This window comes from Streptomyces sp. BL1, from assembly GCF_057628045.1.
This window is the reverse complement of the sequence record NZ_JBXYWZ010000002.1, coordinates 3,006,822-3,022,313: the sequence shown is the minus strand read 5'-3', so window position 1 is coordinate 3,022,313 and position 15,492 is coordinate 3,006,822. Positions and strand designations below refer to the sequence as shown.

General features: G+C 72.6%; 10 protein-coding genes. 8 read left to right on the top strand and 2 right to left on the bottom strand.

The annotated features are described in order from the left end of the window. Nucleotides 1-10 precede the first annotated feature (10 nt). From AC3AGO_RS13240 to nudC, 4 genes are all read left to right on the top strand, one after another. Entirely contained in the window at nt 11-3,583 is a 3,573-nt protein-coding gene (locus tag AC3AGO_RS13240) for an ATP-dependent helicase (RefSeq protein ID WP_487820378.1), read from the top strand. 198 nt (nt 3,584-3,781) lie between these two features. Next, nucleotides 3,782-7,288, top strand: coding sequence for an ATP-dependent helicase (locus tag AC3AGO_RS13235; protein ID WP_487820377.1), 3,507 nt, complete (start codon nt 3,782-3,784; stop codon nt 7,286-7,288). 10 nt (nt 7,289-7,298) lie between these two features. Then, complete coding sequence (locus AC3AGO_RS13230) at nt 7,299-8,732, top strand: dipeptidase (protein ID WP_487820376.1); 1,434 nt, start codon at nt 7,299-7,301, stop codon at nt 8,730-8,732. Nucleotides 8,733-8,741: 9 nt separating this feature from the next. Next, entirely contained in the window at nt 8,742-9,686 is a 945-nt protein-coding gene (nudC, locus tag AC3AGO_RS13225; protein WP_487820375.1) for an NAD(+) diphosphatase, read from the top strand. A 78-nt stretch (nt 9,687-9,764) separates the two neighbouring features. Here nudC and AC3AGO_RS13220 read toward each other — a convergent pair whose 3' ends face one another. Next, nucleotides 9,765-10,007: a mycoredoxin gene (locus AC3AGO_RS13220; RefSeq protein WP_487820374.1), complete on the bottom strand. Its 243-nt coding sequence runs from the start codon at nt 10,005-10,007 to the stop codon at nt 9,765-9,767. A gap of 182 nt (nt 10,008-10,189) precedes the next feature. Between AC3AGO_RS13220 and AC3AGO_RS13215 the strand changes: the two genes are divergently transcribed. The 4 genes from AC3AGO_RS13215 (at nt 10,190) to AC3AGO_RS13200 (ending at nt 13,756) form a co-directional block, all read left to right on the top strand. Then, on the top strand, nt 10,190-12,463 hold the full coding sequence (locus AC3AGO_RS13215; RefSeq protein ID WP_487820373.1) for an ATP-dependent DNA helicase UvrD2: 2,274 nt from the start codon (nt 10,190-10,192) through the stop codon (nt 12,461-12,463). A gap of 148 nt (nt 12,464-12,611) precedes the next feature. Next, nucleotides 12,612-12,908, top strand: a complete 297-nt coding sequence (locus AC3AGO_RS13210) for a hypothetical protein (protein WP_487820372.1) — start codon at nt 12,612-12,614, stop codon at nt 12,906-12,908. Nucleotides 12,909-13,046: 138 nt separating this feature from the next. Continuing rightward, nucleotides 13,047-13,415, top strand: coding sequence for a WhiB family transcriptional regulator (locus tag AC3AGO_RS13205; RefSeq protein WP_487820371.1), 369 nt, complete (start codon nt 13,047-13,049; stop codon nt 13,413-13,415). Further along, nucleotides 13,412-13,756, top strand: coding sequence for a hypothetical protein (locus tag AC3AGO_RS13200; protein WP_487820370.1), 345 nt, complete (start codon nt 13,412-13,414; stop codon nt 13,754-13,756). The genes AC3AGO_RS13205 and AC3AGO_RS13200 overlap by 4 nt, the downstream gene beginning before the upstream one ends. 251 nt (nt 13,757-14,007) lie before the next feature. Here the strand turns inward: AC3AGO_RS13200 and AC3AGO_RS13195 are convergent, their stop codons facing one another. Further along, nucleotides 14,008-15,426, bottom strand: coding sequence for an ABC1 kinase family protein (locus AC3AGO_RS13195; RefSeq protein WP_487820369.1), 1,419 nt, complete (start codon nt 15,424-15,426; stop codon nt 14,008-14,010). Nucleotides 15,427-15,492: the final 66 nt, after the last annotated feature.

Here is a 15,492-nt window from a genome sequence, read left to right as displayed (position 1 = left end):
GGCGATCCACGTGAGCTCCTCCCACCCGTCCGATGCGTACCCGCCGGCTGCTGGCGGGGGCGCCGCCGGTGCGTACCGGCTGGTGCGCACTCCTCCGGGCCCGGCGGATCTCCCTGCCTTGGACGCAGCACAGCGCGCTGTGGTTGACCACCCCGGCGGGCCCCTGCTCGTCCTCGCCGGACCCGGCACCGGCAAGACCACGACGCTCGTCGAGGCCGTCGCCGAACGGGTGCGGCAGGGCGGCGATCCGGAGCGCATCCTCGTCCTCACCTTCAGCCGCAAGGCCGCGGTGGAACTGCGCGACAGGATGGCCGCGCGGCTCGGCGGGCCCGGCGCGGCCGGAGCCCCGCAGGCGACCACGTTCCACTCGTACTGCTACGCGCTCGTGCGGGCGCACCAGGACGCGGAGCTCTTCGCCGAGCCGCTGCGCCTGCTGACCGGACCTGAGCAGGACCTCTACATCCGCGAACTCCTCCAGGGCGAGCTGGATCTGGAGCAGCAGGGCCGCGGCCGCGTCGGCTGGCCCGACGAGCTGCGCGACTGCCTCACCACGCGCGGCTTCGCCGACGAGGTGCGGGCCGTCGTCGCGCGCAGCAGGGAACTCGGCCTCGGCCCCGGCACGCTCGGCGACTTCGCGCGGCGCACGGGGCGGACCGACTGGCGCGCGGCGGCCGGATTCCTCGCCGAGTACCTGGACGTGCTGGACGCCCAGGGCGTGCTCGACTACGCGGAACTGGTGCACCGCGCCGTGCTGCTGGCCGGGCAGGAGGACGTGGCGGCACAGCTGCGCGGCGCGTACGACGCGGTGTTCGTCGACGAGTACCAGGACACCGACCCGGCGCAGGTGCGGCTGCTGCACTCGCTCGCCGGGGACGGCCGCACGCTCGTCGCGTTCGGCGACCCCGACCAGTCGATCTACGCCTTCCGCGGCGCGGACGTGAACGGCATCCTCGACTTCCCCGACGCCTTCCGGCAGCGCACCGGCGCCCCCGCGCCCGTGGAGGTGCTGCGGACGAACCGCCGCTCCGGCGGCCGGCTGCTGGGCGCCACCCGCGAGCTCGCCCGCCGGCTGCCCATGCCGCGGCTGCCCGCCGACGCCGTACGGGCGCACCGCGGGCTCGCTCCGGTGCGGGACGGCGGCACGGTGGACGTCTGTACGTACCCCACCTCGGGCGCCGAGCTCGACAACATCGCGGACGTGCTGCGCCGCGCGCACCTCGAAGACGGCGTCCCCTGGGGCGAGATGGCGGTCCTCGTCCGCGCGGGCGGGCGGAGCATCCCCGCGGTGCGCCGCGCGCTGACGTCCGCGGGGGTGCCGCTGGACATCGACGGAGCGGACGTGCCGCTGCGTCAGGAACCGGCCGTCGCCCCCCTGTTGACGGCGCTGCGCGCCGTGGCCCGGGCGGCGGCGGACGCGCCGCCGGAGCCGGGGGAGGCGGACACGGGGGCGGACGCCCCGGGCCCGGACCAGGCCGAGGACCAGGATCAGGCCCCGGACCAGGACCGGCCGCAGGGCGGACGGGGCTCCGAACGGGACGCCGGGCCGGCAGTCGGGCATGACGCCGACCCGGGTCCTGAGCACGATGCCGGCCCGGGCCCCGAGCAGGACGTATCGGCAGCCGGGCAGGAGCCGGGGGAGGACTCCGGCGCCGCGCGGAGCGGGGCCGCCGCGTGGCTGGACACCGACACCGCGCTCACCCTCCTCGCCTCGCCGCTCGGCGGCATGGACGCCGCCGATCTGCGCCGTCTCGGGCGGGCCCTGCGGGAGGAGGAGCGTGCCGCGGGCGAGGCCGTGCCGCGGCCGTCCGACGAGCTGCTGGCCGAGGCGCTGGCCGAGCCGCAGCGGCTCGTCGCGCACGACGTCGCGTACGCGCGCGGTGCCCAGCGGCTCGGACTGCTGCTGCGCAAGGCGCGCGAACTCCTCGCGGGCGGCGGCACCGCGGAGGAGGCGCTGTGGGAGCTGTGGGACGGCACCAGCTGGCCGCAGCGGCTGGAGCGTGCCGCGCTGCGCGGCGGCGCGGCGGGCCGTAACGCCGACCGCGATCTGGACGCCGTGTGCACGCTGTTCGCCGTGGCGGCTCGCGCGGAGGAGCGCAGCGGAGGCCGGGGCGCACTCAACTTCCTGGAGGAGCTGGACGCCCAGGACATCGCCGCCGACACTCTCGCCGGCCGCGCCGTACGCCCCGACGCCGTACGGCTGATGACCGCGCACCGGTCCAAGGGGCTGGAGTGGCGGCTGGTCGTGGTGGCCGGCGTACAGGAAGGACTGTGGCCCGATCTGCGGCGGCGCGGTTCGCTGCTGGAGGCCGACAGGATCGGCCGCGACGGACTGGCCGAACCCCTGCCGCCCGGCGCCCTGCTGGCCGAGGAACGCAGACTGTTCTACGTCGCCGCGACCCGCGCCAAGGAGCGGCTGGTCGTCACCGCCGTACAGGCGCAGGCCGACGACGGCGACCAGCCGTCACGTTTTCTGGCCGAACTGGGCGTCGAACAGCGGACCGTGACGAGCCGTCCGCGCCGTCCTCTCGCGGTGGCTGCGCTCGTCGCCGAACTGCGCGCCACCACCGTCGACCCGTCGGCCGCGCCAGCGCTGCGCGACGCCGCCGCGCAGCGGCTCGCACGCCTGGCGGCCCTCCGGGACGACGAGGGGCACGCCCTCGTGCCGGCGGCGCACCCGCACCGCTGGTGGGGCCTCGTCGAGCCGACCCGCTCCGAAGTGCCGCTGCGGGACCGGGAGTTGCCCGTCGCCCTGTCCGGCAGCGCGCTGGAGCAGCTCGCCAACACCTGCTCGCTGCAGTGGTTCCTGGGCCGCGAGGTGAAGGCGGACGAGCCGGCGAGTGCGGCGCAGGGCTTCGGCAACGTGCTGCACGTCCTGGCGGACGAGGTCGCCTCCGGCAGTACGCCCGCGGATCTGGCCGTCCTGATGGAGCGGCTGGACACCGTGTGGGACGGGCTGGCCTTCGACGCGCCCTGGAAGTCCCGGCAGGAGAAGCAGGACGCCCGCGCCGCGCTGGAGCGGTTCCTCAAATGGCACGTCATGGAGCGCGGAGAAGGGCGCGAAGTGGCGGGCAGCGAGCACGAGTTCGATGTGACGCTGAAGGCCGGTGAGTACGAGGTGCGGATCCGCGGCAGCATGGACCGCGTCGAAACGGACGCGCAGGGACGCGCGTATGTCGTCGATTTCAAGACCGGCAAGTCGGCCAAGCCGACCGCCAAGGAAGTCGCACAGCACCCGCAGCTCGCCGTCTACCAACTGGCCGTGCACGCCGGTGCCGCCGACGGACTGTTCGGCGGCCGGTCTCCGGCGGCGGGCGGTGCCGAACTGGTCCACCTGCGGCAGGGCGCGCCCGTACGGGACGGCGGCGACAGCCTCCCGGCAGTGCAGCGGCAGGAGCCGCACGAGACACAGGAGAGCACGCCGGGGGAGGGCGGCGAAGGGGAGTGGGTCGGCGACCTGCTGGCCCGCGCCGCGGGGCGTGTCCTGGACGAACGGTTCGCCCCTTCGCCCGGACAGCACTGCACGCACTGTGCGTTCCGCAGTGCGTGCTCGGCCCAGCCGGAGGGCCGGCAGATCGTCGAGTGAGCGCGCTCACGTACGCACCCGCGAGCAAGCACATGTACGCACCCGCGAGCAAGCACACGTACGCACCCGGCGGACGGGTCGTACGGTGCGCCGGGAACGGCAGAACAGTGTCGCGGTCCACCGGTACGGCGGGGCCCGCGGGGGCCGGAGCAGCCGGCGGGGCCCCGGATGTCGGCGGGGAGCGTTAGCGTCTCTGTCGTGCCCGCACGACTCACCGATCCCGAGCAGCTCAAGGAGCTCCTCGGCATCCCGTTCACCCCGGAGCAGACCGCCTGCATCACGGCGCCGCCCGCGCCGCAGGTGATCGTCGCCGGGGCGGGCTCGGGGAAGACCACCGTCATGGCGGCCCGGGTCGTCTGGCTGGTCGGCACCGGACAGGTGCCGCCGGAGGGCGTGCTCGGCCTGACGTTCACCAACAAGGCCGCGGGCGAGCTCACCGAGCGCGTCCGCAAGGCACTCGTGCGCGCCGGCGTCACCGACCCCGACCCCGTCCCCGCCGGCCCGGGAGTGGCCGGCCCGGACGGCGACCCGGGGGAGGACGCGGGCGAGCCGCAGATCTCCACGTACCACGCGTTTGCCGGACGGCTACTGACCGACCACGGACTGCGGCTCGGCATAGAGCCCGGCGCGCGGCTGCTCGCCGACGCCACCCGGTTCCAACTGGCAGCGCAGGTACTGCGGTCCGCGCCCGGACCGTACGAGGGGCTCACCAAATCCCTCGCCTCCCACGTGCGGGACCTGCTCGCGCTGGACGGCGAACTGTCGGAACACCTCGTACAGCCGGACGCACTGCGCGCGTACGACAGTGAGCTGCGCGACTCCCTGCAGACAGTCCGGCTCACCAACGAGGACCTGCGCAAGGTGCCCCGTGCCGCGGTCGGCCGGGGCGAACTGCTCGGCCTGGTCGAGGAGTACCGCCGGCGCAAACGTGAGCGCGATCTGCTGGACTTCGGCGACCAGATAGCGCTCGCCGCCCGGCTGGCACGGGACGTCCCGGAGGTCGGGCGGCTGCTGCGCGAGCAGTTCCCGGTCGTCCTGCTCGACGAGTACCAGGACACCTCCGTCGCCCAACGGGTGCTGCTGGCGGGCCTGTTCGGCGCCGGATCAGCCCGGGACGGGGAGCGCGGCGGAGGCGCCGGGCACGCGGTCACCGCCGTCGGCGACCCCTGTCAGGCCATCTACGGCTGGCGGGGCGCCTCCGTCGCCAACCTCGACGACTTCCCCCGGCACTTCCCGCAGCGGGACGGCACCCCGGCCGCCCGGCACGCCCTGGGGGAGAACCGGCGCAGCGGCGGCCGGCTGCTGTCCCTCGCGAACGGCCTCGCGGAGCCGCTGCGGGAGCGGCACGAGGGCGTCGAGGCGCTGCGCCCCGCACCGGGCGCGGAGCAGGACGGGCTGGTGCGGTGTGGGCTGTTCCGTACGCACGCCGAGGAGATCGAGTGGCTCGCCGACTCCGTCGCGCACCTCGTGCAGACGGGTACGCCGCCCGGTGAGATCGCCGTACTGTGCCGCGGCGCGGGCGACTTCGGGGAGATCCAGGGCGCCCTCGTGGCCCGCGACGTACCGGTCGAGGTCGTCGGACTGTCGGGCCTGCTGCACCTGCCGGAGGTCGCCGACCTGGTCGCCATGTGCGAGGTGCTGCAGGACCCCACGGCGAACGCGTCGCTGGTGCGGCTGCTCACAGGACCGCGCTGGCGCATCGGCCCCCGCGACCTCGCCCTGCTGGGACGGCGTGCACGACTGCTCGTCAGACACCACAGGGCGAGCGCGGACGACGACCCCGACGTGCGGCTCGCGGCCGCCGTCGAAGGGGTCGACCCCGCGGAGATCACCTCGCTCGCCGACGCCCTGGACACCTTCCTCGACCCGGACGGCCACGAGAGCGGCTACGAGGACGAGCTGCCCTTCTCGCCCGAGGCGCGCGTGCGTTTCGCACGGCTCGCGCAGGAGATCCGCGATCTGCGGCGCTCCCTTGCCGACCCGCTGATGGACGTGCTGCACAGGGTGCTCGCCGTGACCGGTCTGGAGGTCGAACTGTCCGCGTCCCCGCACGCGGTGGCGGCCCGCCGCCGCGAGACGCTGAGCAGTTTCCTCGACATCGCCGCCGGCTTCGCCTCGCTGGACGGCGAGGCGAACCTGCTCGCCTTTCTGGGCTTCCTGCGCACAGCCGAGCAGTACGAGAAGGGGCTGGACAGTTCACTGCCGGGCGGCGAGGACACGGTCAAAGTGCTCACCGCGCACAAGTCCAAGGGGCTGGAGTGGGACGTGGTCGCGGTGCCCGGCCTCGTAGCCGGGCGGTTCCCCAGCGACACGGCGCGCGAGTCCTGGCTCGCCCGCCCCGAGGTCGTACCGCACGCACTGCGGGGCGACGCGGCGACACTGCCGGACGTGCAGGACTGGAGCGCGAAGGGCCTCAAGCAGTACAAGACCGCGATGGCGGACCACCAGGCCACGGAGGAACTGCGCCTGGGATACGTCACGTTCACGCGCCCGCGCTCCCTGCTGCTCGGCTCCGGGCACTGGTGGGGGCCCGCGCAGAAGCGGCCGCGCGGACCGTCCTCCTTTCTGCGGGCGCTGTACGACCACTGTGCGGCGGGGCCCGCGTACGGCGAGGTCGAGGCGTGGGCCGAGCCGCCGGAGCAGGGCGAGGAGAACCCGGCGCTGGCGGAGGCGGCCGAGGAGCGGTCGTGGCCGCTGCCGCTGGACGAGGACGCGCTGACCCACCGCCGCGCAGCGGCCGAAGCGGTGCTGGGCCACCTGGCCGGACTGGACCACCCGGCGGACGTGCCCACTGACGTACCGGCCGATGCCGACGCGGAAGCCGACGCCTCCGTGCCCGCCTCCGACTCCGAGCTCAGCCCGGAGGAGGCCAGGACGGCCGCTTCCTGGGACCGGGACCTCGACGCCCTCGCCGGCGAACTGCGCCGCTCCCGCGCCACCGTGCGGGACGTCCCGCTGCCCCCGTCCCTGTCGGCCACCCAGCTGATGCGGCTGGCCGAGGACCCGGACGGTTTCGCCCGTGAACTGGCCCGTCCCATGCCGAAGCCGCCGCGCCCCGCGGCGGCCCGGCGCGGCACCCGGTTCCACGCGTGGGTGGAGTCCCGGTTCGAGGAGCTCACCCTGCCGATGCTCGGACCCGACGAACTGCCGGGCGCCGGGGACGAGACGGGTGCGGAGCCGCCCGAGATCGCGGACGAGCGCGATCTGACGGCGCTGAAGGAGGCGTTCGAGCGCACGCCGTACGCCCACCGCACTCCGTACCGCGCCGAGGCGCCCTTCCAGCTGTATCTGGCGGGCAGAACAGTGCGCGGCCGGATCGACGCCGTGTACCGCGACACCGCGCAGGACGGCACCGTGCGGTACGAGATCGTCGACTGGAAGACCAGCCGCGGCCGTACAGCAGACCCCCTCCAGCTCGCGGTCTACCGTCTGGCCTGGGCCGAGCAGCAGGGAGTACCGCCGGACTGCGTCGACGCGGCGTTCGTCTTCGTGCGCAGCGGCGAGGTCGTACGCCCCACCGGACTGCCCGGCCGCGAACAGCTCGAACGACTGCTGCTCGGCGAACAGCCCGCGGACGAGGAGGCCGAGGAGATCGAGTCACCCGGCGGGCACCCGGAGACCGGACCGCCCGGCGAACCCGAGCTGTCGCCGGAGGAAGAGGCCGAGCTGCCACCGGATGCGGAGGAGCAGCACGGTGCCGGATAGGGTCAATGGCATGAGCACCACCCCGGAAGCCCCGGACAGCGACGTTCGGGCCCATATCGCAGCCCGGCGCGCCACGTTCCTCGACGACCTCCGGGAATGGCTGCGCATTCCGTCCGTGTCCGCGGACCCGGGCCGTGCGGACGACGTCCGCCGCAGTGCCGAATGGCTGACGGGGAAGCTCACCGCCACCGGTTTCCCGGTGGCCGAGATCTGGGAGACGGACGGGGCGCCCGCCGTGTTCGCCGAATGGCCTTCCGACGACCCGGACGCACCGACAGTGCTCGTCTACGGACACCACGACGTACAGCCCGCCGCCACCGAGGACGGCTGGCACACCGACCCGTTCGAGCCCGTCGAAAAGGACGGCCGGCTGTACGCGCGCGGCGCGGCGGACGACAAGGGACAGGTCTTCTTCCACACGCTGGGCGTGGAGGCGCACCTGGCGGCCACCGGCCGTACGGCGCCCGCGGTCAGTCTGAAGCTGCTGATCGAGGGCGAGGAGGAGTCCGGTTCGCCGCACTTCCCCGCACTGATCGCAGAGCGCGCCGACAGGCTGGCCTGTGACACGGCGATCGTCTCCGACACGGGCATGTGGTCCGCCGATACGCCCACCGTGTGCACCGGCATGCGCGGCCTGACCGACTGTCAGATCGACCTGTACGGACCGGACCAGGACATCCACTCCGGCTCCTTCGGCGGCGCCGTGCCCAACCCGGCCACCGAAGCGGCCCGGCTCGCCGCGTCCCTGCACGACACCGACCGCCGAGTCGCCCTGCCCGGCTTCTACGACGGCGTGATCGAGCTGACCGACCGGGAGCGGGAGCTCTTCGCCGAGCTGCCCTTCGACGAGAACGCGTGGCTGGGCACCGCCCATTCGCACGCCGCACTGGGCGAGGCCGGCTACAGCACGCTGGAGCGCGTCTGGGCCCGTCCGACAGCCGAGGTGAACGGCATCGGCGGCGGCTATCAGGGCCCCGGCGGCAAGACCATCGTCCCCTCGTCCGCCCGGCTCAAGCTGTCCTTCCGGCTCGTGGCGGGACAGGACGCCGAAAAGGTCCAGCAGTCCGTACGCGAGTGGGCCGAGCGCAGTCTCCCGGACGGCATCCGGCACGAGATCACCTTCTGGGGCGCCACCCGGCCGTGCCTCACACCGCTCGACCATCCCGCACTGCAGTCGGTCGTACGGTCGATGGGGCGGGCCTTCGGGCAGCCGGTGCGGTTCACGCGCGAGGGCGGCTCGGGACCCGCTGCCGATCTCCAGGACGTGCTCGGTGTGCCGGTGCTCTTCCTGGGAATCTCCATCCCGTCGGACGGCTGGCACGCGCCGAACGAAAAAGTGGAGCTGGACTTGCTGATGAAAGGCGTCGAGACCGCCGCGTACCTGTGGGGCGACCTCGCCGCGCACTGGAGCACCGCACCGACACCGCTGACACAGGGGGAGTAGGAAGCAGAAGTGACCACCTGGACCGACCGCACCGCAGCCGACCGTCCCGTCACCCTCGCCGGCACCGGCGGCATCGACCGTGCCGCGCATCACCGGATGGACGAGGCCTGGCTGGCGGCCGCGTGGAGCCACCCGACGACGCGCGTCTTCGTGGTCTCCGGTGGGCAGGCCCTGATCGAGGACACCGAGGACGGCCGTACCGAACTGGTGATGATGCCGTCCTTCGACGCCCCGTTCACCGAGGCGCACCGCTACTTCCTCGGTATCGACGCGGAAGGCGTGCGCTACTTCGCACTGCAGAAGGACTCGCTGCCCGGCCGGATGGACGACATCGCGCGCCCCGCGGGACTGCGCGAAGCGGGCGTCCTGCTGTCCGACCGGGACGCCGAACTGATGACGCACGCGATCGGTCTGGAGAACTGGCAGCGCACCCACCGGTTCTGCTCGCGCTGCGGCGAACGGACCTCCATCGCCGCCGCGGGACACATCCGCCGCTGCCCTGCCTGCGGCGCCGAGCACTATCCGCGCACGGACCCGGCAGTGATCATGCTGGTCACCGACGAGAAGGACCGTGCGCTGCTGGGCCGTCAGGTGCACTGGCCGGAGGGGCGTTTCTCGACGCTGGCCGGCTTCGTGGAGCCCGGCGAGTCCATCGAGTGCGCGGTCGTACGGGAGGTCGCCGAGGAGGCGGGCGTCACCGTCGGCCCTGTGCAGTACGTCGCCAGTCAGCCGTGGCCGTTCCCGTCGAGCCTGATGCTCGGCTTCATGGCGCAGGCCACCTCACCGGAGATCCAGGTCGACGGGGACGAGATCGGCGAGGCTCGCTGGTTCTCCCGGGACGACCTGCGGGCCGCGATCGAGGCCGGGGAGGTCCTGCCTCCCGCCGGCATCTCCATCGCGGCCCGGCTGGTCGAGCTCTGGTACGGCGAGCCGCTGCCGAAGCCGCGGCCCTGACCACCCCGGGCGGCGCTCCGGCCCGAGGGCCGGGCGCCCGCCCGGTGCGGGGCCTTCGCCCCGCTGCCAGGCGCCGGTTCAGGCGCTGACCTTCTCCTTGACCTGGGCGATCGAGGGGTTGGGGAGCGCGGAACCGTCGGGGAAGAGCACCGTCGGCACCAGCTGGTTGCCGTTGTTCACCTTCTCCACGAAGGTCGCGGACTCCGGGTCGTGCTCGATGTTGACCTCGGTGTAGGCGATCCCCTCGCGGTCCATCTGGCCCTTCAGACGGCGGCAGTAGCCGCACCAGGTGGTGCTGTACATCGTCACGGTGCCTGCCATGGGTCTTCGCGCTCCTTCGTGTTCGGCGGTTGCTCAGAGGGAACGTCCGCCCCCCGCACGGCCATTCCCCGCACAGTATTCATTCGTCGCTGTGCTCACACGAAGCCGTATTCATACGACAAACATGACCCGGCTGTGGACAGCCGGCTCGGGAGCAACCGGGAACCTGGCAGCATGGCGGGGTGACAGCAGCAACGGACTCCACTCTCTTCCCGCAGACCTCCGTCCACGGGGAGTACGCACCGCCGCCGCGCGACGCCGACGCGGTGCTGGAGGGGCTGGACCCGGAGCAGCGCGAGGTCGCCACCTCGCTGCAGGGCCCGTTGTGCGTGCTGGCCGGCGCCGGCACCGGCAAGACCCGCGCCATCACGCACCGGATCGCGTACGGCGTGCGGGCCGGGATCCTGCCGCCCGCGAGCGTGCTCGCCGTCACGTTCACCAGCCGCGCAGCGGGGGAGATGCGCGGCCGGCTGCGCGCCCTGGGAGCCACCGGCGTACAGGCGCGCACGTTCCACTCGGCCGCGCTGCGGCAGCTGCAGTATTTCTGGCCGAAGGCCATCGGCGGTGAGCTGCCGCGGCTGCTGGACCGCAAGGTGCAGCTCGTCGCCGAGGCGGCCGCGCGCAGCGGCCTGCGGCTGGACCGCAACGAACTGCGGGACGTGACCGGCGAGATCGAGTGGTGCAAGGTCTCCCGGATCGTCCCGGAGGACTACCCGGGCGCGGTCGCCAAGTCGAGCCGCGCGGCGCCGCGCGACTCCGCCGAGATCAGCCGGGTCTACGAGCTGTACGAGCAGCTCAAGCGCGAGCGGACCGTGATCGACTTCGAGGACGTCCTGCTGCTGACCGTGGGCGTCCTCCAGGACCGCGCGGACATCGCGGAGACGGTCCGCGGCCAGTACCAGAACTTCGTCGTCGACGAGTACCAGGACGTCAACCCCCTCCAGCAGCGGCTGCTGGAGCTCTGGCTCGGCGACCGGGACAGCCTCTGCGTGGTCGGCGACGCCAGCCAGACCATCTACTCCTTCACCGGCGCCACCCCCGACCACCTGCTCGACTTCCGTACGCGGCACCCGGACGCCACCGTGGTGAAGCTGGTGCGGGACTACCGCTCGACGCCGCAGGTCGTCCACCTCGCCAACGGGCTGCTCTCGCAGGCCCGCGGCCGCGCCGCCGAGCACCGGCTGGAGCTGATCGCCCAGCGGGAGGCCGGCCCGGAGCCCGTCTACACCGAGTACGCGGACGAGCCCGCCGAGGCCGAGGGCACCGCCCGGCGCATCCGCGAGCTGCTCGACTCCGGCGTCTCCGCCGGCGAGATCGCCGTGCTCTACCGCATCAACGCCCAGTCCGAGGTGTACGAGCAGGCCCTGGCCGACGCCGGGGTGCCGTATCAACTCCGCGGCGCCGAGCGGTTCTTCGAGCGCCCCGAGGTGCGCGAGGCCGGCGTGAAGCTGCGCAGCGCCGCCCGCTTCGGCGAGAACGACTCCCTGCTGGACGACGCCGAAGGGCTGCCGGCCCAGGTGCGGGCTGTGCTCAGCGGCAGCGGCTGGACCCCGGAGCCGCCCGCGGGTTCCGGCGCGGTCCGCGACCGCTGGGAGTCCCTCGCCGCGCTCGTGCGGCTCGCCGAGGACTTCGCCCGGGCCAAGGAGGGGGCGACGCTCGGCGATCTGGTCGCGGAGCTCGACGAGCGGGCCAACGTCCAGCACGCGCCGACAGTGCAGGGCGTCACCCTCGCCTCGCTGCACGCGGCCAAGGGCCTGGAGTGGGACGCCGTCTTCCTGACGGGGCTCACCGAGGGCATGCTGCCCATCACCTACGCCAAGACCGACGAGCAGATCGAGGAGGAGCGGCGGCTGCTGTATGTCGGGGTGACCCGGGCCCGCCGCCATCTCGCCCTCTCCTGGTCGCTGGCCCGGTCGCCCGGCGGACGAGCGGGCCGCCGCCCGAGCCGCTTCCTGAACGGCCTGCGGCCCGGCTCCGCGGCCTCCGGCGCCCGTACGGCGGGCGGGGGCGGCGGCATCGACCGCGGCGCGGGCGGCGCCCCGTCCCGGCAGCGGAAGCTCCGCGGCCCGGTCCAGTGCCGGGTGTGCGGGCGCACGCTCACGGACCCCGGCGAGATGAAGCTGATGCGCTGTGAGGACTGCCCCTCCGAGCTCGACGAGGTGCTGTACGAACGGCTCCGCGACTGGCGTGCGGAACAGGCCACGCTGCTGGGCCAGCCCGCCTTCTGCGTCTTCACCGACAAGACCCTGCTGGCGATCGCCGAGGCCGTCCCGGACGACGAGCCCGCACTCGCCCGGATCTCCGGCGTGGGCGGCCGCAAGCTGCAGCGATACGGCGCCGACGTGCTGGCGCTGTGCGCGGGTGAGGAGCTGACCGGCGACGATGCGGACTCCGGAGCGGAAGATCCAGCTCCGGAAGATGTCACGGAAGCTGTTACGGATACGCCGGAAAAATAGTTTGCGCCCGCCGTCCGGACCCCCATAGCCTTCCGGACGTGGACAGGGCGGGGCTTCTTCTTCTGCCCCATCCATGCTGTACTGAATCCTGCACATCTTCGGGGCCGCACACGCGGTTCCACCGAGACGCCGAGAGGAGGCGAGACCAGTGATCGACTTCATTGCCACCAGCAAAATGACCGACCGCCAGGTCGTTGCCTCCTCCTGCCTGCTCGGATTCCGCCTTGGCAGCACCGGTCTGTCCGGCGTCTCCCTCGGCGCCAATGAGCGACCGGCCAAGGCACCCGCGGTAGTAGAGGCAGCAGCAGGACAGGCCTATGCCTTTGACTTCGCGGTCGCGGGTGCCGGCGCAGAACGCCAGAAGACGCAGATCCAGACGCAGACGCAGCACCAGCACCACATGTGGGCCTTCCGTGGGCTCTATCCCTGGAGAGATCCAGCCTGATCGGCGAAAGATCAGGTCGGCACCTTCCAGGGCCGCGGAACCCACACCGGGATCCGCGGCCCTTCTGTTTGCCACAACGCCCGGCCACCAGCCGGACCGACCCGACAACAGACACCGACAGACGAGGAAGAACCGACAGTGCACCTCGAGACGCACGAACACTCGGCGCGTACCGACCTGATCCCGCCCCACGAAACCGCCACGGAGGACTCCTTGACCGCCCCGCTGATCACTCTCACCGAGCTCGACGACGCCATCGAGCGTCTCGGCGTAACCGTTCCCTGTCGGTCCTACGACCCGGAGGTCTTCTTCGCCGAGGACCCCGCCGACGTGGAGTACGCCAAGTCGCTCTGTCAGACCTGTCCGCTGCGTGAGGCCTGTCTCGCCGGCGCCAAAGACCGCCGCGAGCCCTGGGGCGTCTGGGGCGGCGAGCTGTTCGTGCAGGGCGTCGTCGTGCCCCGGAAGCGTCCCCGTGGCCGTCCGCGCAAGAACCCGGTCACGGCATGACCACCCCCGGCACTATCGACCACCCGATGACGCACGGCCCTCTGCCGCGTCACCTTCCGAAGCAGGACCCCGCGATGGCACAGACCACAACCGACAGCATCAACACTCACGGCGCAGACGCCCGTTCCCGCCCGGCGGCGAACGGCTCGCGCCAGAACAGGAACCGCGAGATGCAACTCATGCCAGAAACCATGGCACGGGCCCATATGCGGCAACGGCTGCGCGATGCCGATCAGGAGAACCGCGCGCTGCGGGTCGCCTCGGCACGCCGGCTCCAGCGGCGCGCCGAGCGCGCGACGCTGCGTGCCCGGCGCGCGCTCGCCATGGCCGTCATGCAGTGACAAGCGATCCGGGAGCCGGGGCGTTGCGCCCCGGCTCCCGGCCGTTTCCGGGGCTACATTCGGACAGGTGGAAGAGAAAAAGGCAGACAGCACGATTTGCGCCAACTGCGGGAAAGCCGCCGACAAAGCGCCGGTGACCTGGGTCTGTTCCGTGGAGAACGGCACCCGCCGGTACTTCTGTGAGCGCTGCTCGCGGGCCAACATCCGCGCCATCGAGGGCCGTCTGGACTCGGCCTGGTGGTGACGGCCTGTCAGGCGGACGTCTCTTCGTCCGTGGTTTCCTCCTCCGCGGCCTCACCGCCGGCGGAGTCTTCGTCCGGGGCGTCCTCCGGGGAGCCTTCGGCGAAGCCGGGCACCCATGCCTCCATCTCCTCCAGCATGCGTACTGTCGCCCCCAGTTGGCACAGCACGCCTATGGTGCTCAGCGTCACCCGGTGGATGAGCAGATAGGAGGGCGGAAGGTTGAGCTGCCGTCCCAACTGGTGCGCGGGGGACCGCGGATCGCCCACCCGCGCCGCCTGCTCCCGCATCCACTCCCGGGTGAACTCGAAGGCCTCCACCCGGGCCGGCTCGATGATCGGCAGCAGATAGTCCAGCACTTCGTCCGGATCCAGCTCGACGGACTCGCCGACGAACCCCTCCGCGCAGAGCTTCTCGTAGACGGTCTCGGCCTCTCCCGCGAGCACCAGCCGCAGCGTGGAACCGATCATCTGAGGCAGCCCGCCCGGCAGCCGGTCCACGGTGCCGAAGTCCAGTACGCCCAGCCGCCGTCGGGTCCGGCCGTCCGGGCCCTCATCGGTGACGAGCCGGAAGTTCCCCGGGTGCGGATCGGCGTGCAGCAGACCCGTACGCGCCGTGCCGGAGAAGAGGAAACGGGCGAGGAGCTGCCCCACCCGGTCCCGGTCCTCCTGCTCGCCCTCCGCGATGACCGAGGCCAGCGGCTCCCCGTCCATCCAGTCGGTCACCAGGACCTGTTCGCCCTGGTGCACCACATCCGGGATCAGCACGTCCGGATCGTCGGCGAACTCCTCCGCGTACGTACGCTGCGCCTGCGCCTCCAGGCCGTAGTCCAGCTCCTCGGTGACCCGGTCGCGCAGCTCGGCTATGAGCGGCTTCACATCCATGCCCGGCACCAGCGGGCCCAGCAGCCGGGCGAACCTGCCCAGTTGGTTCAGATCCGAGATCAGGGCATCCCCGGCGCCCGGATACTGCACCTTCACCGCGACCTCGCGGCCGTCGTGCCACACCGCGCGGTGCACCTGGCCGATGGAGGCCGCCGCCGAGGGCTTGTCGTCGAACTCCGTGAAGAGTTCACGCCAGTCCTCGCCGAGCTGCTCGGCCAGCACTGTGTGCACCGTGCCGGCCGGCATCGGCGGCGCCGCCTCCTGAAGCTTCGTCAGAGTCGCCCGGTACGGCTTGGCCAGTTCCTCGGGGAGTGCCGACTCGAAGACCGAGAGCGCCTGGCCGAACTTCATGGCGCCCCCCTTCAACTCCCCGAGCACGCGGAAGAGCTGTTCGGCTGTGCGCTGCTGCAGTTCGTGCCCCACCAGATCGGCCGAGTATCCGCCGATCCGCTTGCCGATTCCCCAGGCGGAGCGTCCGGCGAACCCCAGTGGCAGTGCGGCCAGCTTGGCGGTGCGGGTGACCGCCTTACGGGGCAGATCCGACATGCGTCCTCCAACTCCCATACAGCTCAACCGGACAGCACCGGCAGTCGTCGACGACCGAGCGCGGGG

Coding starts and splice junctions, on each gene's coding strand:
- AC3AGO_RS13220 (WP_487820374.1), bottom strand. CDS start 10,007: ATGGCAGGCACCGTGACGATGTACAGCACCACCTGGTGCGGCTACTGC.
- AC3AGO_RS13200 (WP_487820370.1), top strand. CDS start 13,412: ATGACCACCCCCGGCACTATCGACCACCCGATGACGCACGGCCCTCTG.
- AC3AGO_RS13230 (WP_487820376.1), top strand. CDS start 7,299: ATGAGCACCACCCCGGAAGCCCCGGACAGCGACGTTCGGGCCCATATC.
- AC3AGO_RS13195 (WP_487820369.1), bottom strand. CDS start 15,426: ATGTCGGATCTGCCCCGTAAGGCGGTCACCCGCACCGCCAAGCTGGCC.